Source organism: Arenibacter certesii DSM 19833 (assembly GCF_000429545.1).
In the GTDB taxonomy this organism is placed as follows: domain Bacteria; phylum Bacteroidota; class Bacteroidia; order Flavobacteriales; family Flavobacteriaceae; genus Arenibacter; species Arenibacter certesii.
Genome location: NZ_AUCB01000018.1, coordinates 23643 through 48612, shown reverse-complemented (window position 1 = coordinate 48612; position 24970 = coordinate 23643). Strand labels below are relative to the sequence as shown.

Genomic DNA, 24970 nt, shown 5'->3' with positions numbered 1-24970 from the left:
CTCCTACCATATTTAACCTAGAATTTAACTGACACCTTTCCTCTAAGATAAAAGGGATTTCCAGGGGTAAAGTGAATTTCTTCTACAGGAGTTGTCTCCTTTTGCAACCTACTTTCGGTCGCAAATTGCGTTTCGTTCCATTCCGTATCAAATAGATTCTCTATAATTAAACCGAAGGTCCAATTCTTAAACGCGTAATTGAGATTCATATCTGTTACAGTATATCCCTTAGCTACAATGGAATTATCCTCATTGGCGGGCCTATTTTTTATCAGCCTATAATTGATGCCTCCCGAGAAATTACCTAAATCCCGAAAAGAAACTCCTCCCGAGGAGGTTAAGTCTGGGGATAGGGGGATATAATCGGACCCTTCTGGCTCTTCCGTACTCCTGGCATAAGTGTAATTGATATCCCCGTAGAAGTAAAGCCAATCTGCAAATTGATAGCGAAGGCCAAAATCCACTCCCATGCGTTTTGTTTTCCCGCTGGGTTCCACAATTCCGGCATCGCCAACATATACAAATTCTTGCTCCAAAAAGAGTGTCCAAAATGCTACATTCAGCATTAATTTGTCCAACGGTTTTACTATTGCACCTAAATCTGCCGAATAGGCCGCTGGGAGTATTTCTTTCCCATTATTGGCCGTTACTACTCTAGTATCATTGGAATGAAACCCTATACCTGTTTTCCCAAAAAACTGTACGTTTTTAGAGGGGGCATAGATAATGTTAAGTTTAGGTCCTATAAAAAACTTGTTCTCACTTTTATTATCATAGGTTTCAGATAGAAGGTTCTCATAATCAAATTTAAAATAATCTATCCTAAGGCCAGGGTTTATAGTCCATTTGTTTCTTTTATAATTGAGGTTGAAAAAACCGTAGCCGTTTAGCTCATCTATATTTCCATAGGCCAAACGCTCCAATAGTTCTTGTCTGTTTTTAGTTCTGGAAAGCTGCACCTTATTTACATCGTCATATCTAAAACCAATTCCCATTTCGTACTTTAGTTGGGAATCATGGTCACCTATGTGCACAGAATGGGCATATTTGGTCTCTGTCCCGATTATGGTCCTGTTCTCTTTTTGTCTTATTTGATCCCCATTAATGGGGTCTTCCAAAAAAAACGTGAAATTGGAAAACAATTCAAAATCATATTTAGATACGTATGCCTTTGTGGTTAGGAAAGAATGTTCGTCCATTAATTTTTTATGGTTTATTAAGAAGTTAGACCTGCTAGTATTGCCTCCTTCGGTATCGTCAATTGCACCAAACCTATCTATAATCCCTTGGTCCATGGCACGTTGCGGTATTTGTCCGGAAGCGTCCCATTTACTCTGAAAGTGTGATATGGTAAGGCTTAATTCTTGATTTTCCCGATTGTTGTAATTATAGCGCCCCATTATATTGATGCGATTAAAATTTTGAGGGGAATCAAAGGCACCATCCGAAAGTACCAGCTCCGAAGCCACATAGCCATTGCTGAAATCGCCTTCAGTAATTTTGAACATGCCTATGGTGCGGATGGTATTGAACATACCGGCCTCCAATGAAAACAAATTGTCCGCTATTTTATCCTTTGTTTTAATATCCACATATCCGGCCGTATTAAAATTGCCTTTTTCGGTATAATAGGCTCCTTTTCCAAAATCTATATTGCCTATTGTTTCGGGAATTATAAAATGCATATCGGCATAGCCTTGCCCGTGGGCATGGGAAACCATGTTTACGGGAAGCCCATCTACATTTATGCTGATATCGGTTCCGTGATCAATGTCGAATCCCCTTAGGAATATCTGTTCTGCCTTGCCGCCGCCGGCGTGTTGACCAATGATAAGGCCTGGTATTTTTTGTAATATTTCCTGTGATGATTTAACAGGGTTAGCCATTACATCTACATGTACAAATTGACTCAAGGCATTGACTTTGGAGACCAGGATTACCTGGTCTAAAGATACGGCCGATTCTTTGAGGATTACTTTAATGGTTCCATCCAGCTGATTTTCCGTTATGGTGAAATTATAGTTTTGATAACCAAGGCTATAAAAGTAAATGATATCCCCAACGGAAATATCGTCTAGTTCAAAATAGCCCGATACATTGGAATAAGTATACCCGCCGGTAGTCTTGTTGTAAACCCCTACACCATCTAAAGGTACATGGTTTTCGGAAAGTATTGACCCATTTAGGTCGTGTGCCCTTAAACCTCCAAATAGCATGAGGGCTACGAAACATAGTATATAGTTTTTCATGGTCTGTATTTTATATAATGTAATTTCTGCATCCACGGATACGCCCATCATAGACAGGGTTTTTTAAACTTTTGCTCCCTGATAGCCATTGAGAAGGAGGGAATGATTCCGATGGCACCCAAGTAAAATTCAGCACTGGTTATAATCAAGGGTTGTCCCTGGGGTACACCATGGCAATAGTCTGTTTATAGAAAATATTGTAAACAGCTACATTGCCCAGATTTTTGGGAACAAATGATGCCAATTGGGAGGTACTATAGGAAATCGATATGCCATGCCAAAAAACGGTGACAAGGATTAGGAAAGCCAAAGAATATTGGGGCCGGAAAATAAAGGAGGTTTTATCAATATCGTTACAAACCCCTTTTTGCTGCTTTTGCTATTCATATTATAGTTGCCGTTAGTTTCAACTATACGGGTTTTGGATTTTAATACTCCTGTATAGGATGGAAGTATGCATAGTTTTATGGTGAATAAAAACAAATCTTGGGATTGTTTGTTATCTTCCTGCGTACTGAACAAGAGATTAACCGTTTCTAAAATAGCATGTTCATGGGGAAAATCTTCTGTAACCGTGTCGTGATTTCTGTGTACCTCTTGATAATTGGATAAGTGGGAGTGGGGGATGAGGTAATTAGGCAACTCTAGCTGGTGAGAAAAGGAATGGAAAACAGGAAGGAAATGTTGGCGGACTGGGTTCAGTAAATAACAAAGCCCCATAATAATGGCTAGGTATTTAAAGATGAATGGCTTCAAGCCTTTTTTAAACCCAATTAACATGCTATTCTTCCATAAGAGTTAATAATGTTTTTTCTATATAATTGGCGTATTCTGCAATGGTGGGGAGCTCAAATATTTTGTTCAGAGGGAAATTCATTTCTACTTCCTCATTTATTCTCGCCGTAACCCTAATAGCTGCCAAGGAATGACCTCCCAAGGCGATAAAATCGTCCTGAGATCCTACTTGCTTTAAATTTAGGACCTCTCTCCAAATTCCCGCTAAAAGTTCTTCTATTTCCCCTTCGGGGGCAATATATGGGACATCCATTTCTAACTGCGAGCTGTTAAGTTCTCTAAGTACACGTTTATCTACTTTCCCATTGCCGGTCAAAGGCAGCTCTTTCATATACTTAAAATGTGTGGGCACCATATAATCTGGTAATTCATTCATCAAATGAGTAGATAACTCCTTGGATCCTAATATTTGATCTCCGGAATAATAGGCCATTAACCGTTTTTTACCCAATTCACTTTCATTGGGCTCCTGGTAACCAATTTCATCCATGATCCGTTTTACTGTGGTTTCATCTATATACTCATTGATTTCCTCTAAGGTTTCTGTTCTCGTTTTATGGCCCATTCTCACGTCCCAGCTATAGGGAAAGGAATAGTTGCTATATCCCTTCTGCTTTTTATGCACATAGATACCTACTTGGTTGATTAGGCAGTTTGTAGAGCGACCTGTGTCAGTAGGTCTTACCCATCCTACTTTTTCCTTAAGGAAGACGAGCATTTCTTCTAAGCTTACATCGCTATACCTATAGTAGTCCACGAACTGAACTTTTTCAAAAGTCTCATTTTTACTAAACACGTCAACATCCAATAAATATTTAACGGCATCCTCTTCCTGATGGTAAAGTTTTCTGGCTTCTAAAATGGTGCGATCTATAGTGGCAACATCTATATTTTTGTCCCAAAACAGCTCTTCTGTCAAGCGAGTTTCAAAAAATTGTCCACGTGAAAGTCCGGTTACCACAAAGGGAATTTGTTTCTCCAAGGCAATTTTACTGCTTAAGGTATATATAGTTTTAAAACAGCCATTACATACATTTTTGTGTCTGTGCAGGCTATCTACAAATATCCGGTTCATATGTGGGGTGTTCCCATAAATATGATCTACCCCTAGTTTGGTGACAATTTTGTCTACATTTTGCTTGGCCTGATCGGAGATATAGCCATTATCAAGTGTAAACGCCAGTACTTTAAGTCCTAATTCTATAAGTTTGGCCAATACATAAGTACTATCCTTGCCTCCACTAAGAAGAGATATGCAATCGTAATTAGGGCTATTGCCACGTTTGGAGGTCAATAAGTCTCTTAGCTCGTTCTCAGTCTTAAAATAGCGTTGCGCCTGCTGCTTGTACCCTTTAAATGCGTTGCAAATATGGCAAACACCATTTTCATCGAAATCTACATTTGGATAGTTGGAGGGAAGTCCACATGCTGTACAATTTATAACTTCATTTTCAGGAATCGGTTTTTCCTCTTCAATGAGTACCACAGCAGCATTTTGTATCCCTTGATGCTTTATCATATTGGCCTCTATATCGGATAGCTCTATCCGGAAACCCCTAAGTTTTACTTGTTCGTCCACTCTTCCAAGGTATTCCAATTCCCCTGAGCTGTTTTTTCTGGCCAAATCTCCAGTGCGATACATTCTTGTGCCCTTTACAAAAGGATTGGGACCAAATTTCTCTTCGGTCATCCGTGGCGAATTAACATATCCTTCCGCCAAACTGGCGCCACTGAGATATATTTCACCGGTAACCCCATTGGGAACCAGATTATGACGGGCATCTAAAATATAAACATCCATATTATAGATAGGGTGTCCAATAGGAACCGATGAACCAAGATGTTTAGCTTTGTCATATTGGGCTACTATACAACCTACTGTTGCTTCCGTAGGACCGTATTCGTTGTACATCCGTAGTGAACCGCCATTCCCGTTTTGTATGGACCTAGTTAAGGCGGTTTTAAGGTCTTCGCCACCAACAATCATTAATCTAATTTTAGAATTTGATAAGTCCATTCCCTGTAATAAAGCCAAATGAGAAGGAGTAAGTTTTATACTATTTACTTTATTCTCCTGTAGGACCTCCATTATGGAGATATCAGGACCATGATGACTTTCTTTATAAATAACTAGTTCTCCTCCTGTAATCAATGGTAGAAAAGTGGCGGTTATAGTTAGATCAAAGCCAATGGAGGTAAATAGGGGAAATACAAACCCTTTCTCCATGGCATAAGCCTTCTTAGCCCATTCCATATAATTATATACGGCCCCGTGGGAAATAAGTACCCCTTTAGGATTTCCGGTAGATCCGGAGGTATACAGAATATAAGCGATACTCTTACTAGCGATCACTATGTTCCCTATTTCTTTCTTCTGTTGATTTAAATAAGCGGCATTTTTATCCAGGATTACGGTTTCAACAGAATTGACGGGTAATTTTTGTTGTAATCGGCTGTTGGACAATATAAGGTGGGCTTCTGAATTTTCTAGAATATATCCGATGCGTTGGGTGGGTTGGTCCGATGGTATCGGAATAAATGTTCCTCCGGTTTTAAGCACCGCCAAAACGGCAATAATATACTCAGGACTTCGGTCCATATAAAGTGCTACCCGTTTCCCTTCCTTAATTCCCTTGGAGATTAAAAAAGCGGCAAGTTGATTGGATTTTTGGTCAACGTCAGCATAGGTATAAAGTTCGTTTTTGTAATGTAATGCAGTTTGGTTGGAATTAGAAGTTGCGGTTTCCGAAAATTGCTGGATAATAGGTCTATAACCTTCAAACGGTTTTATTGGGTTACCTATCAATTCCTTTTTTTCTTTTTCACTAATTAGTCCAGGTTTGTCCAATGGTTGGTAGCAATCTTCAAGGAAGGCATCTAAAAGGTTAAGGAAATGAGTGGGGGCATTGGAAATAAGATCGGCATTAAAAACAGCATGATTAAAATCCATTAGAATTTCAAATTCTTCCGTATTGTTAAAATCGGTGACATGACAACGTAGATTATGAGTAGTTTCCATATGGTTGTTAAAGATCCACATGGTCTTTTGTGGGATTCCATTAAATGCAGGAAAACTGTTGGGAATATAGTTTAATATAGTATGGAAACTTTTGTTTATTTCAGGGGTTACTAATCCGGAAATGGCATTTTTTAAATAGTCATTGGTCTCTAATTTCACTTTGTTCAGCAGGGTAATGAAGGTGTCCTCTTCTTGAATTTCCGTAACCATAGGAAAAAATTGAATAAAATATCCCACGGTTTGCTGAAACTGTTTGGTCATCCGGTTATGGTTGGGCACCCCAATGGCCAACTTCCTTTGTCCGCTTACCCTATAGAGGTACGAATAAAGTATTGTTAGGAAAATATTGAAAAGTGTTACATGTGATGTCCACCCACGGATTTCTGGTTGTTGAGACAACTTTCTCAGTTTTTGCGAGCGTTCAGCACCTAATGGTAGGACCACTCGTGCGGATTCGGTATTTGTAAAATTGTTATGGACACCATAAAGTTTTGGTACCGCTTTTAATTCTTTTACTTTATTGGCCCAGTAGGCTTTGCTATTATCGTTTTTTGAATTTTGTTGTTCTAATATTTCATATTGGATATAGTTCTGAAAGCTTGGGGAATCAGCAATCATTACCCTGGTGCCAGTTTTGATATTTCCGTAATATTTCTGGGTAAGGTTATAAATTAGCGCCATGGAGACGGCGTCGGTTACCAAGTGGTGCATATTCAGCAACCAAATATACTTCTCTTCGCCCAGGTTTAGCAGCACGGAATCAAAAACACATTTGGATATATCGATAGGTCTTAAGCTCCGTTGTTGTAGCCATTCCTCTACTATATTTGACGGCGTATCTGCAGGAAATTCAACTACCTCAAGGTCGTAATCCATACGTTGCAACACGGTTTGCTTGGGCTCCCCGTTGTTCCCTACAAGCAAAATGGTTCTAAAGGCATCTATTTGGGAAATTACCTTATAGAAGGCCGCCTTAAAGGTATCCACATTTAGTGCCCCATCCAATTTAAAGGCATAGGCGGTATTGTGAAGCGGAACGTCTGGATTTAATTGTTGTCCCACCCAAAGGGACATTTGTGCCTGTGATAAGTCTAACAACGTATTGCTAATCTGGTTTTGCAGTTTATTATGGGACCTTTTGTTAGAGATATATTGAACAATGCTTTCTACAGACATAAAATTTTCCATGTTCATATCTTCTGCTGGAACCTTAATTTCAAATTCCGCCTCTAGAAACTCAATAAGTTTAGCCATACCAATAGAGTCAAGGATTCCGCTTTCCAAAAGGTTTTCGTTTGGTCCAAGATCTTCCAATGGTGCCATGGCAATTTCCGTCTTTATATACTCTATGATCTTATTGTTCATACTATTTGATTGGGTTATATCATTTTTTCGATTATCGAGATTAACAAGCTTCGACACTAACCTGAACGAGTTGAGCAGATAAGCCTCATATTTTTTTCTGTGATTCCTTCCGATACCTTATTGCTATGCTTTGATTTAATTGTCTGTTTTTTTGTGCCTTCATTTGTAGGGATCGATTGCTAATTCCTTGGTCGATATTTTAATATGTAATAAGAAGAAGTCGAATGCTTTTTTTTTTAGATAAAAATGTAATTCTCCTCCTTTTGTTGTTGTATTGATATTTTTAATTGGTCCAGTTTATGTGAACGGAATAGTTGTCCTGAGTTTAGTACTATACTTTTCCATTTTATTGCCCAAACCCATAAAACAATAGACTTTAGTTAATCTGAAATATTGATATAGTTTGAATTAATAATAGTACTCTCTAAATACAGTAGAGGCTCTTTATGGCGATAATTTAAAGGAGTCTGTACACTATTTATGTGTAAGTATCAGACAAGAGAGCCGGGGGCCAAAGAATTATTCCTTAAACTGTTTAACAAGATAAGGGTGGAAAAATCCTGTTATTGTAAAGTTAAATTAATTCTGATTTGACTACCAAATATTGGGTGCGTAGATTAACAGATAAAACAATGTATTCGTCGATAAAATGCTAATAATTCAAAAAATATAAAAAAATAAAAGAATATTTATATGTAAATTACCTTATAGTTAAGTTTATTTCAATGTAAACTTTCAAAAACCAATTATTTTACCTACCATGAAATACCTTACCTACCCTGCAGTATTAATTTTATTTTTTTTATTGCCATTGAGTGGGCAAGCACATCAACCTAACCAAAGCTTTATCTATTTAAGGGTATACGAGAATGAAAATGTGGAAGGTAGATTTGAAATCCACAATAGTGATCTAAAAACCTATTTTGGATTGGATATTAAAGATACACCAATGCCTGATGACGTTAGGCCTCATTATGACCAAATAAAGGATTATTTGCTTAAACACAGTAGCTTTACCTCGAATAACGAAGCCTATAAGATCGTTTTCACGAAGGAAATAAGCATATTGCCCGTAGTAAAAGGCACCTTTGTACGATTTCATTTTTATTTGGAGGATTCTAAGGAGCTACCTGATGAAATAGAGGTTACTTATTCGGTGCTTTTAGAGGAAGATCCCAATCACGTTAACATGTTGGCTTATGAATATAATTGGAAGGCCGGTTTAATAAATAACGAATCCATAGTAGCCTTGGATTTTACCAAGGGGAACGATACCAAGATTTTATCCTTAACCGATTCTTCCATCTGGAAAGGGTTTGTTGCCATGGTGAAACAAGGAGTTTGGCACATTTGGATAGGGCTAGATCATATTCTTTTTTTACTAGCATTGATACTTCCTTCCGTGGTTCGTCGAAAAAAGAGGATGGTTGAGGTTGCACCTGGGAAAACGGAATCTAGATATTATATATGGGGATGGGAGCCGGTTAAAAAATTTAAACCTGCATTTATCTATATTATAACGGTAATTACCTTTTTTACCATTGCCCATACTATAACGCTAACTTTGGCATCACTAGAGATCGTAAGTTTACCTTCTAGGGTAGTAGAGTCCATTATCGCATTATCTATTGGTCTTGCAGCGTATCATAACATCACTCCAATTTTTAAGGGAAGGGATTGGATTATTGCCTTTGTATTTGGTCTTTTTCACGGTTTTGGATTTGCCAGTGTCTTAGGGGATCTTGGTATAAAAGGGGAGTTTCTTACCCTAACCTTATTTGGCTTTAACCTTGGAGTGGAGATTGGACAGGTAGTCATCATTGCCTTAATTTTTCCAGTGCTGTTTTTTATTCGAAAGTTTAAATTCTATCCTCGTTTACTAGTTTATCTGTCCATCCTGCTCATCGTTATTTCATTGTATTGGTTTATAGAACGGGCATTTGATTATGATATGGTTCTTGATGAAAAAATTAGAAGACTTGGAGGGGATATATTAAGGGCTCTAGGGTTAAGGGAAGACTATTATAAAACTTAAAGCTGTAATCTTAAAGGAAAAGGTACTATGTCTATTTTAAGTAGATGGAAGAATAGGGATAAAGGAGAAATGGCCAAGGACCTTATAGAAAAGGTACCCAAGGAGGCCGTTATTCCTCTTAGTGGTGGGCAGCAAAGACTATTTTTTATTGAATCGCTTTATCCCGATAACCCTGTTTATAATTCGTCTGAAATATATACGTTCAAAGGTCGACTTGTTGTAGTAGACCTAAAAAGGAGTTTACAGACCATATTAGATCTTAATGATGTGTTTAGATGCTCTTTTCATATAAAGGAAGGAGTACCTTTTCAAATTGTAGCCGATAGGGTTGCGCTTAATTTGATAGAGTTTGATATAAGTGATCTTTCAACCTCAGAAAAAGATGGGAGGCTAAAGGAAATTATGACAAGCGATGCACTGAAGCCTTTTGAATTGCGTAGTCCTCTGTTAATACGTACTTCCCTTATTAAGGTAGATACAAATACACACATTCTGTTTATTACCATGCACCATATAATTGTAGATAAATGGTCTATGGGACTTTTTCGCGAACAACTTGCCAAATATTATCAGAATGTTCCCACATCACTTGAAATTAGGGAAATACGAGCTAAGATTCAATTTGTTGATTATGCTTATTGGGAAAATCACAGGAACATTAATAAGGGTCAATTGGAGTATTGGAAAAATAAGCTTTCAGGAAATATTCCCCAACTCCAACTTCCTACTGATTATCCACAGCCAGCAACCCCAACCTTTAGAGGTGATTGCAACATAAAAATTTTATCAAAATCATTATCTGATCAAATTATTGAGCTATCCAGAAAAGCGGAATGTACACCGTACATATTATTATTGTCCGCTTACTATGTATTACTATTTCGCTATAGTCGCCAAAATGATATAATTATAGGTTCGCCAATATCAATTCGTACATCAAAAGTCCTTGAGAATATAATTGGTTTTTTTGATGAAACAATTGTTTTAAGAACAGATTTTCCACCAACCATTTCCTTTCTTGAATTAGTAAATCGCGTTCGCCAAACCGTATTAGAGGCTTTCAGTAATAATGAAATTTCATTTGATGTTTTGGTCAAGGAATTAAAACCCGATAGAGTAGCTGGAATAAATCCCTATTTGCGAACAATGTTTATTTATCATGATGTTCCACCAATGCCATTTATTGGTGAGGGTTTGGAGATTTCTTACGATTTTTTTAATACTGGTGTTTCTAAATTTGACCTAACACTTTATATTGCTAATGAAAATGGACAGCTTCTGTCAGAATTTGAATATTCAACAGACTTATTCGATGTGGCTACCATTGAACAATTTCAGGAACATTATAGGTTGCTTTTAACCGGGGTAACAGCTAATCCTGAGATGGACATAGGTGCTATTCCTATGTTGACCGTTAAAGAAAAAGAAGTTCTTTTACCAAATAAAAATATTGGACCTAAACCTTTTGAAGCGTACAACGGTATTCATGAAATCATTAGTCGTACAGCCCTGGATTATAAAAATGCCGTAGCATTGGTTTATGGGCAGGACCAGATGACCTACGGTGAACTGAACGAACTATCGGATACTATTGCCCAGCACATACTATCCTATACAAATAATGCTAATCAGATCGTTGGAGTCTGTTTAGAAAGGTCTAACCATATGATCGCTGGTTTAGTCGGTATTTTAAAAGCGGGTTGCGCTTATTTACCCATTGACCCGGATTACCCTTTGGAGCGAATTTCTTTTATGTTGGAGGATTCCAAAGTGCCTCTTATACTCACCCATGGCGAACTAGTATCCAAATTTATATCCTTTAAGGGGACGAAAATCCTTCTTAAGGATATCCTTGATACCGGGATAACCAATTCCATTGACTTTCCCAAGGTTAAAAGAACAGATTTGGCTTACGTGATCTATACTTCAGGAAGTTCTGGAAAGCCAAAAGGTGTACCTATTACACATTCCAATATCATAAATTCTACGGAAGGCCGACTCCTATTTTATCCTGAAAATCCAAAAGTATTTTTACTGATGTCTTCCATAGCTTTTGATAGTTCCAAAGCAGGAATTTTTTGGACTCTATGCACCGGAGGTACTTTGGTAATTTCCGAGAAGAGATTGGAGCAGGATGTTGCCAAAATAAATGAAATAATATATAGTAATAAAGTCAGCCATACGCTGATGTTACCCTCCCTTTACAATATCCTTTTGGAATATAGTGACTTATTAAAATTGAGATCTTTGACTACCGTTATTGTCGCAGGAGAGGCGTGTTCTAGAACTACAATCAATAGCCATTTTAACAAGTTGCCGAATATAGGTTTTTACAATGAATACGGACCCACCGAAGCATCTGTTTGGTGTATGGCTTATAGGATAGGAAAAGGTAAAGATTTATATAATAGAGTCCCAATAGGAAGTGCAGTGGCCAATGCTGAGATATACCTTCTAGACCCTAATCTTAACCTGGTTCCTTTTGGTACAGTCGGGGAAATTTATGTGGGCGGTCCTGGATTGGCCAATTCCTATTTGAACAGGCCCGATCTAACAGAGGAGGCATATATAAATAATCCATTTTCTGAGATAACAGGCAGTAAACTATACAAAACGGGGGACTTGGGAAGATATAGAAGCGATGGGGAGATGCTATTCTTGGGAAGGGCAGATCAGCAGGTGAAGATTCGGGGATTCCGAGTGGAGTTAAGTGAAATTGAAGAGGTTATACAGGAAGATGCTTCGGTAAATAAAGCTTTGGTAATAATGGCTGAATCAGAGAATAGGAATAATCTAAGTACAGCCGAAAATAGTGGTCATTTAATTGCTTATGTGGAAAGCAAAAGAGATTTTGAGCCAGAACAGCTTATGTATAAACTGAGTGAAAGCTTACCTAATTACATGGTTCCTTCTCTAATTATTCCAATCCCTAATTTTTCTCTATTGCCAAATGGGAAAATTGATAGAAGTAAGCTTCCCGAACCTAAATTAAATGATAATAAGGCATTAAAAGTAAATTTTCAAGGTCCAAGAAACGAATTGGAAGTTGTTTTGACAAGAATATGGGAAGAAGTGTTAAATATATCGCCTATAAGTATTTATGATAATTTCTTTAAAATTGGGGGAGATTCTATTTTGAGTATACAGATAGTAGCCAAGGCAAGAGGGGATAATATAATATTAAAGCCTACCCAAATATTTGAAAATCAAACTATTGAAGAGCTTTCACTCTTTGCTAATTTTGGGCAGCAGCATACCATAAATGAGAAAAATATTGAAGGGAATGTTAGTTTAACCCCCATTCAACATTGGTTTTTTAATACGCACCACAATGCACCTAATTTTTGGAATCAAATAGTCCGTTTGTCCAATGTAGATTCTTTAAGTCGGGCGATTATTAAAACGATAATTGAGGAATTGGTTAGTTACCATGATGCACTTCGTCTTCGTTTTATTAAAACTGATAATTGGAAGGCATTGGTAGCCTCCCGAGACGTAAACAACATATTTTATTTAAAGGATGTTAGTGGTATTCCGGATGCTGAGGAACAGAATAAAAAAATCCAGCAACTTTTATTTTCCGCTCAAGAGATGACCAATTTAGCCGATGGTCAACTTTTTAAATGTTTCTTTTTTAAGTGTGGGCAAACACAGGATAATCAGGTATTTATGGTTGCTCATCATTTGATTATAGATGTAGTTTCATGGAATATCTTATTCAATGATCTTAATACTGCCATTAAACAGGTTCAAAACGATAAACCTATTACACTTAAGGGGAAGACAGCGTCAATTAAACAATGGGGAGCTTATCAAATTGAACTTTCAAAATCTAAAATCCTTTTAGATGAACTGCCTTATTGGAAATCCCAAAAGAATGATTCGCATAAATTTCCTTCTAATTTTGTTGTAGAAAAAAACTGCTTTGAAGAGCATACCATAGCAATCCTCCAAGCTTCGATAAATGAAAAGGACACCAAGAGTTTGCAGCAGGAAGCAAATTGGGCGTACAACACAAAAATAGAAGAGTTATTGATAACAGCACTTCATAAAATCCTACGGAAATGGAGCGGATTAGAACGTATTTGTTTCGGTATGGAGAAACACGGTCGTAATGCTGAATTTTCGGACATGGATGTGTCGGGAACGGTTGGATGGTTTACCTCGTATTTTCCGGTTTCTTTAAAAATTACAGAACAGGCCGAATTAGGGGAACAGATTAAGGCGATAAAAGAACAACTCAGGGATATTCCCAACAACGGTTTGGGTTATGGAATTCTAAAATATTTAAGTGAGGATGGTAAACTTAGAGATGAACTAAATCAGCAACCTCAATTGGTATTCAATTACCTGGGAAATAAAACCAATACTGGGAATAGTACGGATGTAGTATATGATTTAATTTGGGAAGGGAGCAGGCATCCTAAAGGTGAACGAAGCTACGGATTGGAAATAAATGCTTATATCCAGAATGGGCAATTGTTTTTATACTGGAGTTATAGTACCGATTTATACACGGAAACCACTGTAAAAGAATTGATTGCTGATTACGAGAGAGCACTACAGGAAATAATTGTTCACTGCGCAAATAAGAAATCTAGAGAGTATACTCCTTCCGATTTTCCTGAAGCAAGCATTAGTCAAGACGATTTAAACCACCTTTTAGATAATTTGTAGTCAGGCATGGAAACTAAAAAAAAATCTAATATTGAATCCATTTTACCCCTTACAGAAATGCAACAAGTTATGCTTCTTCATCACCTTTCTAATCCTATGCAAGATGAAGGATTTTTGCACGTTGGGTTTAGAATGAATGGAGCTTTTAATATGCAGTTTTTTCAAAAGGCTTGGGAGCGTACGGTGAATAGACATCAAGTACTTAGGTCATCGGTACATTGGGAGAAAATCACTACTCCTGTTCAACTTGTCCGGGATAGAGGTGAAATGAATTGGACTATACTAGATTGGACTGACATAAACATTGAGGAACAATTATTGCGGCTAGAAAAATTGAAACTTGCCCAAAAAGTGTCGGGGTTGGATATAAAACAGAATCCGATGTTACGATTCACTTTAATAAAAATGGGTAAGGAAGAGAATTTTTTTCTTTGGCCATGTCATCATCTTTTATTGGATGGATGGTCGAGTAGTACTATTATAAAAGAGGTTTTTACCTATTATGAAAGCCTATGTAATAATACTCAGCCAAAGTTAGATACACTTCCATCATTAAAATCCTATTATTCTTGGCTAAAACGTAAAAGTAAAACAGATGCAGCCAATTTTTGGGCCGATTATTTTGCTGGATATTCTAACACCAATCTTTTTGCGCAGGCTAATGTCTCTAATAAATTGGATAGGAGTACCATGGAGAATAGGCTTTTAACAGAAACTGAATCAAAGAATATCATTGCTAAAGCCCAATCTAATTTGGTAAGCGTAAATACATTGATGCAAGGGGCATGGACTTTACTTTTAAGCGGATATTTCCAAACTGATAATGTTGTTTTTGGTACTTCGGTATCCGGCCGCTCTAATGATTTTCCTAATATGGACCTTCTTACCGGGATGTTCATGAATATTTTGCCGGTGATGGGTACTATTGATAAGAGGATCACCTTAAAAGATTGGTATCAAAATTTTCAAAAACGACAGATAGCCTGTTTGCAATATGAGACTATCCCAGTTAACGATATAATATCCTATATAAGTGAAGTTCCCATTGGGGGAAACATGTTTGATAGTTTAATGGTCTTCGAAAATTTTCCTTGGAAAGATCTTAAATGTGGGGATTTAAAAATAAGTGAATATGGAAGTGGAATTACTTCCAATTATCCTATTACCCTAATTATTGTTCCTGATGAAAAAATAGAATTTAAATTTATTTTCAAGAATGCTCAGATAGATAAGAGAACTAAGGAATGGATTATCGCGAATTGGAACCGAGTTTTAAAATTAATACTATCAGATGAGGTTACCCAAGTGCATGAGGTTTTAGAGGGTATTAAAGTGTTCGAAATGGATAAATCTGCCATAAACGGAATTAAAGCTCATGCAGTGGAAGCTTTATCCGCAAGTTATGTAGCCCCAAGAAATGAGATCGAGGTTCAGCTGGTTACCATTTGGGAATATCTACTAGGAATAGATAAAGTTGGGATACGAGACAATTATTTTGAGCTCGGGGGTAAATCCATGATGGCCATTAAAATGTTTGCTTTAATCGAGAATAAAATTGGAGTAAAATTGCCTCCAACAACACTGCTTTTTAACCCTACAATAGAACTCATAGGCTTATTGCTAGAAAAAAAAGAAACCACGGAATTGAAGAATTGGAAGTATATAGTTCCACTTAAGATAACCGGAGCTAAAAAACCTCTTTTTTGTGTGCACGGTGGAGAAGGACATGTATTGTTTTATAAACTACTCCCTACCTATTTGGGTGCGGAAAGACCGGTTTATCTTCTACAGCCAAAAGGTATTAATGGAGAGTCACCTATGCATAAAAGTATAGAGGAAATGTGTGCTGATTATTTGACTGAAATGATACAAGTACAAGAAGAAGGACCTTATAATATTATGTTTTTTTGCTATAGTGCCCTTGCTATTGAAATGGCTTTGCTTTTTAAAGGAATGGAGAAGCAGGTAAACCTGATCATTGTGGATAGTACGGCACAAAATACGACGTTCATAAGGCAACCAGATGTTAAGGGAAGAATTAAGAATTATTTTTTAAAAATGCGGCACGCCCCAATAATGACGCTAAAAAGTTCAGTCGTATTTCGATATAGACAATTGTTAGAGCCCACCTATATTAAGCTGACCAATGATCAGACTACTATTAATCTGGCTAAAATTAGAAAACAACTAAACGATGTACATAGAAACTACCAATGGAAAAAAATAGATAGCCCAATTACCCTTATTTTAACCGAAAAAGAACCCCTAGAATCCAGAGAAGAAAAGATTCGATTATGGAAGTATTGGTCCACGTCTAAGGTAGAAGTTTGTTATAATACGGGAAATCACTTAAACCTCTTTGAAGAGCCTCATATTAAGGCTCTAGGTGCACATGTAGAATTACATTGCCTTTAGGTTAGTATGCAATCTTAATCCCTTTTATAGCTTATCGGTTCCTATTTGGATATGGGATTTCTATGTGAATTTGGAGTCTAGACCAATTAATTAGTTAGAAATTATAAGGATGCTATCATTAAATTTAGAAAAGCTTATTCTACCCAATAATGAAATTCATTTTTACTATGCTGATATAAATGATTTTATTTCAAAAGTCGGAGTCATGCAGGAAAGGCTTACCTCAGATGAAAAATTAAGGGCAGGACAATTTAAATTTCAAACAGACCAAAACCGATTTATTATTGCTCGGTGGTTACTGAGGTCTTTGTTGTCCAATTATTTGGAATTGGATTTTGGAGAGATGATTCTAAAATACGGTGAATTTGGTAAGCCTTTCTTCAATACGAATCAGAATATTAAATTCAACCTTTCCCATTCAGGAGATATGATCGTTTTTGGATTTGTAAAGAATTTCAATATCGGTGTGGATGTAGAAATGTTTAAGTCCAATTTTAATGTTATGGACATTGCATTAAAGTTTTTTTCTAAGAAGGAGGTTGAAACGCTCTTAACATTGCCAGAATATAAACGAGAGGTGGCATTTTATCGCTGCTGGACTCGAAAGGAAGCCATTATCAAGGCCGACGGGTCTGGAATGTCGTTCCCTTTGAATACATTTTCGGTTACTATAGATTCTGATGATAAGGCGGAATTAATAGAAATGTCGAATGGTGATCTGAACAAGGAAAAGTGGCGATTATTTTCAATAAAGCTTAGTGTCGATTATTTGGCGGCAGTAGCGGTAGAAGGTAATATAGGACATATATCATCCAAGGCTCTGACATTGTTAGAATTATAAATCTATATTAGATTGCCATCGGACCTATCCTTCAGCTATCAACCTGACAGGGTATATTTATCCAGTTTCGAAATATTTTGAAGCATGAGTTTTTGCGGAAATTCAATTTTCCACAGTTCCACTATTTCTAGCTTTTAAACTTTTTCTTTACTTTTTTTATTTTTTCATGATGACTATTACTACTTGTAAACATGACGTTCTTCTCTTCCGTTAACAACTTTAAATACCTTTCATAATGTTTTAAAACGTCTATAATTAATTCGTTTTTGGAAAAATAAAGCACACTATAACCTTCTCTGGTATCACCGAAGTAAGAAAGGGGAAAAAATGATTCATCCTTATTTACACCGGGCAGGTTCTGTTCCTCCAACAAATATTCGGGTAAGTTTCTAGATTGTGTCTTTACACCGTATTTAAAGTTGTTTAAGATATGATGTTCTATTTCTATTTCAATCCTATACGGGCTTTGATGCGCATTGATTTTAGAGGTTATCTCATATTTGGATAAGACCTCCTTCATTTCTGTAAAGGCTTCTTTCACCGTAGTGCTGATAAAATTATCAATAGCGGACTTATTTTTAAAAGTTACTATTTGCTTTAATTTATCTTCCCACGAATCTGACGACCATAAATCTGTTGTAGCCGAAAAATCTCTATTATAGTATTTATAATCGATGCGTAACGCTTTTACCAAACTCACAATAAACAGTATCATAATAATAGAGAAAGGTAAGGCCGTAATAAGCGTCATACTTTGCAAAGCGCCTAAACCTCCAGCATTTAATAAAACAAGGGATATAATAGCCAACAGACCTCCCCAAAGTGCGATTTGTAATTTAGGAGACTTCGTAGAGTTCTTAGTTGCTATGCTATCCATAACAACTATGCCAGAATCTGCTGAGGTTACAAAGAATATGATAATGATAAAAATAACCAAAAAGCTTGTTATTCCAGATAAGGGTAAGTATTCCAAGAAACTGAACATAAGTACATCTGGGTTCCCCGCTATATTACTTAACGCGCCATTCGCTACGGCACTATCTACCCATATAGCACTATTGCCAAATACCGTCATCCAAATAAAATTGAAAGTTGTAGGGATTAAAAGCACTGCCGCAACAAATCCTCTTATCGTTCGTCCTTTGGATATTTTCGCAATAAACACCCCAACATATGGAGCCCAAGAAATCCACCATGCCCAATACAAGATGGTCCAATCATAGAACCAGGGTAATTCATCTGTTTTATATGCATGGGTGTTAAAGGTTAGTTCTATAAAACTACTTATATAATAACCAATTCCCTCTGTGAAGCTTCCTATTAGGAGGGTGGTAGGCCCTACAGCAAGTACAAATAGTAATAATAATACCACTACGACGATATTAATACTACTCAGTATTTTTATACCCTTGCTTACCCCTGTAACTGCAGATAGGATGGCAGCTGCAACCAAAACACACACAATAATCACCTGATAAGTGAAGCTGGTATCTGGAAAAACATTCATATTTACCAATCCAGAATTTATTTGCAAAACTCCAAATCCTAATGTGGTTGTTATACCAAATAATGTACTACACAGTGCAAAAATATCTATCACATTTCCCCAAACACCATTAATGCGGTCTTTTAGTAGTGGATAAAAACAACTACGCAAAGAAAGAGGTAGCTTATATCTATAGGTAAAATAAGATAGGGATAATCCAACGACTCCATAAATCGCCCAAGCATGTATACCATAGTGGAAAAAGGTGTATAGTTGTGCATTCTTGGCCCTAGTAATCGCATCTTCAGCTGCAAAAACTGGAGCGGTATAATGTTGCATTGGTTCTGCTACACTAAAGTACATGAGTCCAATTCCCATACCAGCTGCAAAGAGCATCGCAATCCATGAAAAATAGGAATGCTGAGGTATGCTATCGTTATTTCCTAGTTTAATATTCCCGTATTTGCTCAGTACTAGGTAGAACAAGAAAAATATAAAAATGTTTACAGACCATACATATATCCAGTTAAGGTTGACGAAGATAAAATTCTTTATATGATCCAAAATAACCCCTGTTTCAAGGGGAAATAAGCCTGCTAATAAAGAGGTTAATAAAATAAATACCAAACTAGGAATAGTGATTCCTTTATTTAATGTGATTTTATTATTAGGTATTCCTTCCATGAAACTTTTTTAAACGTTTTATAATAGATGTCCTCTGTAAGTAGATGAAGATGTTGGTATTAATTTAAAATTGGCTTTTAATAATATTTGCTTTTCATAGCTAAATAAAAAATATTCCTGGCTAATCATATTTAAAGTATTAATGAATTCTATAGTAATCATTTGGATTGTTCTTTTTTAAAATCATCATTCAATCCTTGTCCACCTAAAATTTTTGGAATTGATTTTTCAATTCTTGATGCTCGTGTTTTTGATCGTGTGGCTTGTGAAAAATGTAGTAAATAACCACGTTGGCGTCCTAGTGTTAATGCATAAAAGGCAGCTTTTAAATCCGGATTATCATGTAACGCTTTTTTAAATTCATCCGGCATTTTAAATTCGGAAGTCTTTTTCATTTTTACTTCTAATCCCAAATTCTCCACTTCTATTGCTTCAAAAATATAAGCTTTAATCGTAGGTTTTAAATCAATTATCTCTTGCAAATCAGTAAACCTAAGTTGTCGAGCCAATTGAACATTCTCGGTTTGTTGGATTAGTATTTTATTGGGATCTTTCAATAAAACACCTTTATGAAAGAGTAAGGCACAGTACCTTTTAAAACCATAAATTAATAGGATGTTTCTTTTTCTAAAAGAGTAACAAGGAACTCCCCATTTTAATTCTTCCTCTAGCGCACAGTCCAAAACAATATTACGTAGCTCTTGATATTCTTTTTTCCACTTAGTTTCCTTATCGAAAAACCAATCTAGTTTTGGATTCATTTTGGTGTGTATATTACTGCAAATGATTTGTTATTTGGCTTATTTAATTCTACAAGAACATTCGTGATGTTCAGCGATATATTTAATTGATTCTATACTAAGCTCTTTTAAAACTGGAATATGAATGTCAGAGAGTTTTTTTACATAGATACAGGCTTTTCCCATTTTAAATTTCCCGAGGTCATCTAATAATAGTTTGCCTTTTACCGTATCAGAATAGACGTAAAGCGAGAATGCTGCTTTTCGTGGAGAAAATCCAATAACTGGTGCATCTCCTTCGTGTCCACTAGCATATTTGTATTGGTAGTTACCGAACCCTATTATAGAAGATCCCCACATTTTGGGTTCAGCGTTAGACCATTCCTGCATTAATTCTATCAGACGAAAACTGTCCGCCTTTTTCTGTTCGCTCTCCACATAAGAGTCAACAAAATCTATTACCTCTTCTGTGTATGTTGTCTTGTTTTTTGCCATCAGCCTGATTAGGATTACTATATGAAAGCCTTTATCACCTTTTTTATTTCACGAAAATAAGGACGTTACCTAATTTTATAAGGAAACGTGATTGTGCTGTCTACCAACACCACAGGATATCAAGAGGTATAGCAGCAATCTACTCAATAATTGCTATGTCTATGCTTCAGCACATATCTGTCCGTTCCATTCAGACAGGCGTTGAAATGTTCACCTACGTTTTTGTCCGATGCCTTATGTCTTGTCATGAGGTGATTGAAGCTATTTGCCTGTAACTAATATAAGTCTTTTTGCATAAAAAAAATGATCTTTTAAATACAGTCTAAGAATTAGCTGTTTTTAAAAATAGTGGTTTGCAGAAAATTATAACGGAAGTTATTGGGCGAGTTTAGTGACTGAAAGCTTTATAGCAAGTTTGGAAACTGGTAATCGTGAAGCTTTGGTAGGGTAGAGGGCAGTCCGCTCCTATTAAGAAACGGACCTCTCTATTAAGCGGTGATAGGGTTTATTCTTTTAATTCGTAGAAATCCCTTTTTCCTATTTTTATTTTTACGCCTTCTTTAAGTCCAACTTCTGCAAAAGGGTCTTTATTTTTTTCATTGTTAATCTTCACGGCACCACTCTCAATGAGTCTTCTAATGGCAGATTTTGTCTGTCCTTTTTTAAGTTGAAAACATAACTCTACTAAACTGATGGAGCCATTTTCGCGCTCAATACCATCGATAAAGACAGGTTCAAAGCTTTTCTCTTCAAATTTTTTGCTTTGAAATTGATTCATAAAGAATTCTTCCGCTTTATGAGCCTCAGTGATATTATGGTATTGTGATATGATATTTTTAGCAATTAGCTTTTTAATATTCATGGGGTTTTCGCCATTGGCCAAACGCTCTTTTAAAGCTTCTTTATCTGAGATAGAGAAATCAGTTGTTAAGTGTAGAAACTCTTCAATTACGCTATCAGGAATAGACATTGTCTTCCCAAACATTTCGTTGGGTTCATCCGTGAGTCCTATAATATTGTTTAATGATTTACTCATTTTCTCTTTTCCGTCCAGCCCCTTAAGTAACGGCATGCACATTATAATTTGTGGGCTCATATCAAAGGTTTCTTGCAGCTGTCTTCCCATGGTACAATTGAAAAGTTGGTCTGTTCCACCCATTTCTATATCAGCCTTAATTTCAACAGAATCATATCCTTGGAGAATAGGGTAAACCAACTCGTGCATGGCAATGGGGGTATTCTCTGTAAATCGTTTATTAAAATCGTTTCTATGCATAAGTTGAGCCACGGTGACTTTAGATAAAATCTGTATTACTTCGGTAAAAGAAAGTTGGTCTAGCCATTCGGAATTGAACACAATTTTAACCTTATCAATATCTATGATTTGCGATAATTGGTTCAGGTAGGTTTGTGCATTATGTTGCACCTCCTCTGTGGATAAAGGCTTTCTACTTTTATTTTTTCCTGTTGGATCTCCAATTCGTGCTGTAAAATTTCCTACTAAGATGACGATTTGGTGGCCTAAATCTTGAAACTGCTTAAGTTTTTTCAGTACCACCGCATGTCCCAAATGTAAATCTGGCGCGGTTGGATCAAAACCAAGTTTAATAATTAATTTTCGGTTTTCCTTTTTGGCTTGATCTAACTTCTGTTCCAATCCATTTTCTGGAAGAATGATTTCTACGTTCTCTTTTAATTTGCTTATTGTTTCCATTTTTTGAAATAAAAAAAGCCCGAGCAATTGCTCGGGCTTTAGGTTATGATATATTTTTAAAATATTAGATTTTACTTGACGTATACACATAACGGTTCCGAGCAGCTATTATTTGGTAATAATAAGTGCTGAAAAAAGGAAGACGTAATATGTTGTTTAATTTTTTCATTTCTGGCTGCAAATGTAGCTCATAATGTCTTGATACGCAACAAATTTTATTAAATAGGAATTCACTCACTAAGTGAAATTAGATTATTCCATCATGAATCTGCCCGAACTATTCAAGGTTATGTATAGGCGGACTTGCCCGATCTGCATAGGCGGGCGTTAAGTCGTCGTTGGAATATGCCAGCTCCTTATTACAGTAAAATCTTTCAATTACATGATGGGATAAAGTTGCTATTAGTGGTTATGGATACCAGCCCCTTCATTCAAAGTTATCAGAATAAACATGAGAAATATCCACATTTAAAGTCACTAGATGCCGATACGCAAAAGAAGTGGTTAATTGAAACTTTAAGTCCAATGGATAAGGATATTGCTTGGAAAGTAGTAGTAGGGCATCACCCACTTTATAGTGGCGGAAAGCGAAAAGAACATAAGGATACCAAAGACTTTGAAAGTCAATTTGCGGATTTGTTCGATTCATTAAAAGTAGATGCATACATCTGCGGACATGAGCACGACTTACAGATAATACAACCCGAAGGGAGATTTACGACTCAGTTCTTATCGGGTGGAGGAAGTGAAACACGACCTGCAGGAAATCGGGAAGGAACTATTTTTTCGAAAGCAGCACTAGGTTTTATGAGTTTTACAGTTAATGGTGAGTCAATGCAGATTCAATCCATAAAGGCGCATCAAAACAGTGCTGAAATATTACACAACATGGAATTGAAAAAGAATTAAAATGAAGTATACTATGTATAAATTAATGGTGCTTGGGTTTGGATTTACAAGTTAAATTTATTGTAAGAATAGCACTGAAATATCAGGATTAAAGGCACTGACACCGATTGTTATAACCGGGCAAACACAACACGATACTGACGATCCTGCAATATGGGTTCATCCTAAAGATGCTACAAAAAGTATAGTTTTAGGAACTGATAAAGATATTGATGGAGGATTGTACGCTTATAATTTAGACGGAAAGATCATAAATAAAGTGCTGAATTTAAAGCGTCCAAATAACGTAGATATCGCCTATGGATTTGAGTGGGGAAATGAGAAAATTGATATTGCAGTGGTTACAGAACGAAAAGCAAATAGTATTCGGGTTTTTCGTTTACCCAACTTGGAGCCTATTGATGATGGTGGAATAAGAGTTTTTGAAGATGAAGAAGGGAAGGGACATAACGAACCAATGGGAATTTCCTTATACACAAAGGCTACCGGCTCAACAAACCCAGTATATGCACTAATAGGAAGAAAATCAGGACCTTCAGGAAGTTATTTATGGCAATACGAACTTTATACCGACGAAAATAAGGTAGTGAAAGGAAAAAAAGTAAGAGAATTTGGAGAGTTTAGCGGGAAGAAGGAAATTGAAGCTATAGCGGTAGATAATAAATCGGGATATGTGTACTACTCAGATAAAATAGCAGGTATTCGCAAATACTATGCTGATCCAGAATTAAAGGATAATTCACAATTGGCCTTCTTCGGGCAGGAAGATGCAAAACGTGACCATGAAGGAATAGCAATTTATCGCACGGGAAAAGACACTGGATATATTTTGATATCTGATCAACAGGCAAATCAGTTCTTAGTTTATCCTTTAGACGGCTCTTCTGAAGATAAACACACCCATAAGTTAATAACCTCAGTTTTGGTTTCTACAAATGAATGTGATGGCGCAGAAGCTACAAGTGTACACTTAGGAGAACAGTTTCCTAACGGTATGTTGGTATCAATGACCAACGGTAAGGCATTTCATTTTTACGATTGGAGACCAATTCAAAATGAGATTAATACATCCTTAAAGAATAAATTATAGGGAAAATCTAGTGCGGATCTGGTAAGTACCTAAAATGATTTTAGATGAGTAGTCTAAATCATTTTAGGTACTTTTTGTTTATACGTATTTAAATGAAAGTCAGTTAAATATGATCATGAAAATACTAGAATCTTATCATTTGAGCCGATTAAAACTATTAATTGGCTCATGTAATACAATTGGCAACTATTGAAGTATAATATCACTATTAATATTTAACTTTTGATGCAAGGCTTTGGAACTGTTCAGAGTAATCTCCCTTTTACCGTTTAAATTAAATCATCAATAGAACCACCAAGTCAAACACATTGCTCATTATAACCTTCACCGATAATAATTCTAATATCTCTTCTAATACAAATAACTGCCTGCAGTCTAATTGAAACTGTATCTTTGCTCCTTTAAAATTGGTAGCTAAAGTCATTTTTATAAACAGGTGAGCAGGAAGTGAATTCT

At 36.3% G+C, this 24970-nt stretch carries 13 protein-coding genes; 6 read left to right on the top strand and 7 right to left on the bottom strand.

The features are described from left to right. Window positions 1-17: 17 nt before the first annotated feature. From G466_RS0110855 to G466_RS0110845, 3 genes are all read right to left on the bottom strand, one after another. Entirely contained in the window at window positions 18-2249 is a 2232-nt protein-coding gene (locus G466_RS0110855) for a TonB-dependent receptor (protein ID WP_026813689.1), read from the bottom strand. Between the two features lie 297 nt (window positions 2250-2546). Then, window positions 2547-3005, bottom strand: a complete 459-nt coding sequence (locus G466_RS0110850) for a hypothetical protein (RefSeq protein ID WP_169720750.1) — start codon at window positions 3003-3005, stop codon at window positions 2547-2549. Window positions 3006-3030: 25 nt separating this feature from the next. Then, entirely contained in the window at window positions 3031-7428 is a 4398-nt protein-coding gene (locus G466_RS0110845) for a non-ribosomal peptide synthetase (protein ID WP_026813687.1), read from the bottom strand. A 760-nt stretch (window positions 7429-8188) separates the two neighbouring features. Between G466_RS0110845 and G466_RS23130 the strand changes: the two genes are divergently transcribed. The 4 genes from G466_RS23130 (at window position 8189) to G466_RS0110825 (ending at window position 17396) form a co-directional block, all read left to right on the top strand. Continuing rightward, on the top strand, window positions 8189-9463 hold the full coding sequence (locus G466_RS23130; RefSeq protein WP_051315609.1) for a HupE/UreJ family protein: 1275 nt from the start codon (window positions 8189-8191) through the stop codon (window positions 9461-9463). Window positions 9464-9490: 27 nt separating this feature from the next. Further along, window positions 9491-14140 carry a non-ribosomal peptide synthetase gene (locus G466_RS0110835; protein ID WP_026813686.1) on the top strand — a complete coding sequence of 1550 codons (4650 nt, stop codon included), beginning with the start codon at window positions 9491-9493 and terminating at the stop codon, window positions 14138-14140. Between the two features lie 6 nt (window positions 14141-14146). Beyond that, on the top strand, window positions 14147-16555 hold the full coding sequence (locus G466_RS0110830) for a condensation domain-containing protein (RefSeq protein WP_026813685.1): 2409 nt from the start codon (window positions 14147-14149) through the stop codon (window positions 16553-16555). Window positions 16556-16664: 109 nt separating this feature from the next. Continuing rightward, window positions 16665-17396, top strand: coding sequence for a 4'-phosphopantetheinyl transferase family protein (locus tag G466_RS0110825; RefSeq protein ID WP_026813684.1), 732 nt, complete (start codon window positions 16665-16667; stop codon window positions 17394-17396). A 127-nt stretch (window positions 17397-17523) separates the two neighbouring features. On the opposite strand, the gene G466_RS0110820 is transcribed toward G466_RS0110825, so the two are convergent. The 4 genes from G466_RS0110820 to tyrS form a co-directional block, all read right to left on the bottom strand. Further along, window positions 17524-19566 carry a BCCT family transporter gene (locus G466_RS0110820; protein ID WP_026813683.1) on the bottom strand — a complete coding sequence of 681 codons (2043 nt, stop codon included), beginning with the start codon at window positions 19564-19566 and terminating at the stop codon, window positions 17524-17526. 158 nt (window positions 19567-19724) lie between these two features. Further along, window positions 19725-20327, bottom strand: a complete 603-nt coding sequence (locus tag G466_RS0110810) for a YdeI/OmpD-associated family protein (protein ID WP_026813682.1) — start codon at window positions 20325-20327, stop codon at window positions 19725-19727. Between the two features lie 39 nt (window positions 20328-20366). Next, a complete protein-coding gene (locus G466_RS0110805; RefSeq protein ID WP_026813681.1) occupies window positions 20367-20801 on the bottom strand; it encodes a DUF1801 domain-containing protein in 435 nt (144 codons plus the stop codon). Window positions 20802-21306: 505 nt separating this feature from the next. Beyond that, entirely contained in the window at window positions 21307-22515 is a 1209-nt protein-coding gene (gene tyrS, locus G466_RS0110800; protein WP_026813680.1) for a tyrosine--tRNA ligase, read from the bottom strand. A 345-nt stretch (window positions 22516-22860) separates the two neighbouring features. Here tyrS and G466_RS21800 point away from each other — a divergent pair, with 345 nt between their 5' ends. Together G466_RS21800 and G466_RS21795 are read left to right on the top strand one after the other, a co-directional pair. Next, window positions 22861-23424 carry a metallophosphoesterase gene (locus G466_RS21800; protein WP_051315608.1) on the top strand — a complete coding sequence of 188 codons (564 nt, stop codon included), beginning with the start codon at window positions 22861-22863 and terminating at the stop codon, window positions 23422-23424. 55 nt (window positions 23425-23479) lie between these two features. Then, window positions 23480-24514 carry a phytase gene (locus G466_RS21795; protein WP_308427536.1) on the top strand — a complete coding sequence of 345 codons (1035 nt, stop codon included), beginning with the start codon at window positions 23480-23482 and terminating at the stop codon, window positions 24512-24514. Window positions 24515-24970 lie beyond the last annotated feature (456 nt).